The organism is Vibrio sp. 1069, assembly GCF_033340555.1.
This window is the reverse complement of sequence record NZ_JAWOWP010000081.1, coordinates 1-1,193: the sequence shown is the minus strand read 5'-3', so window position 1 is coordinate 1,193 and position 1,193 is coordinate 1. Positions and strand designations below refer to the sequence as shown.

Annotated in this window: 1 pseudogene; it reads left to right on the top strand. The window is 48.4% G+C overall.

Annotation, left to right across the window (positions count from 1 at the left end):
- Positions 1-1,193, top strand: a pseudogene (locus R7040_RS24555) (hypothetical protein); the annotation flags it as partial.

Below are 1,193 nucleotides of genomic sequence, written 5' to 3'. Positions count from 1 at the left end.
AATCGAGATATCGACACGCATGCCTCCATCCCCGCGGGCACTACAATTGAGTACAAAGTGACGGCGACGGTAAACAACAATGCAGTCGGTGACATCCTCAACTTGTTGACCGTTGACGGCGATACTGTCAGTGCGAAGACGAAAGCATCGGCAGAGAAATACGACTTCGAAAAACACATTACCCGCTTCTTAGATCAAGACGGTGTTACTTCATTGAGCGGCGGTTACACGCCGGGCGGCTACATTGAGTATGAAATATCGCTCGTTAACCTTAACAACGTGCACATGCAAAACATGCCGATTAAGGATGAACTTAGCGCAATCAAAACCCAATACTTAAATGGGTCGATGGGTGCTGCGTTTGACTCTTGGACCATCACGACTCAAACCGATACCAGTGGTATCAGTGAGCCGGGGTCGGTCACGGATAACCGCGATATTGACACCCAGTTTAACCTTGCAGCAAATAGTTTCGCTGTTGGCGGCACTTTCATCAAATATACGGTGAAAGCAAAGATCAGCGAGAAAGCGGTTGGCCAAATCTTAAACGTGGCGGTTATTGATAACAGTCATAACCTAGTCGCTGAGCCAGCCAACATGCTGCCTTCTGAGGTAAGCAAATCCCATAAAGCGTACACGGATTCGTCTTTATCAAGCGAAAAGCTGACGTACAATCACACGTCTAGTGGTGAAAATATCGTGTACCGTCTGCGCCTCCAAAACAAGGGTAAAGGACTGGAGTACAACAAATCACTGCAAGAGTTATTCTCTAGCATCAAAGTCCGAGTGGCACAAAATGCGGCTGGAGAATCAGATGCACAGAGTTTACCTGCGTTTGCTGCGCACGGATGGGAAGTGAGCGTGAACACTTCTGGTGAAGCAACGACGGATATCGGCGGCTTTGTTGGTGGTGCAAATGCGGATATCGATATTCCAGTTCTATCCATTGCGCCGGGCGGTTGGATTGAGTTTGTGATGAAGTCACGTATTCGCCCAGACGCTTTGGATCAAATTGCTTCGACGCCGAAATACGACGGCACGAACTTTGCGACAGCTCGCGTGACACCGGAAGGGAGCAATCTAGCCGTTAACAAAGAGATCGTTTCGATTGCTGGTAAACCTTACGCTGCGGGAGATACTTATAAACCAGAAGATGAGGTGGTGTATAAGTTTACGGTGACCAACACCGAACC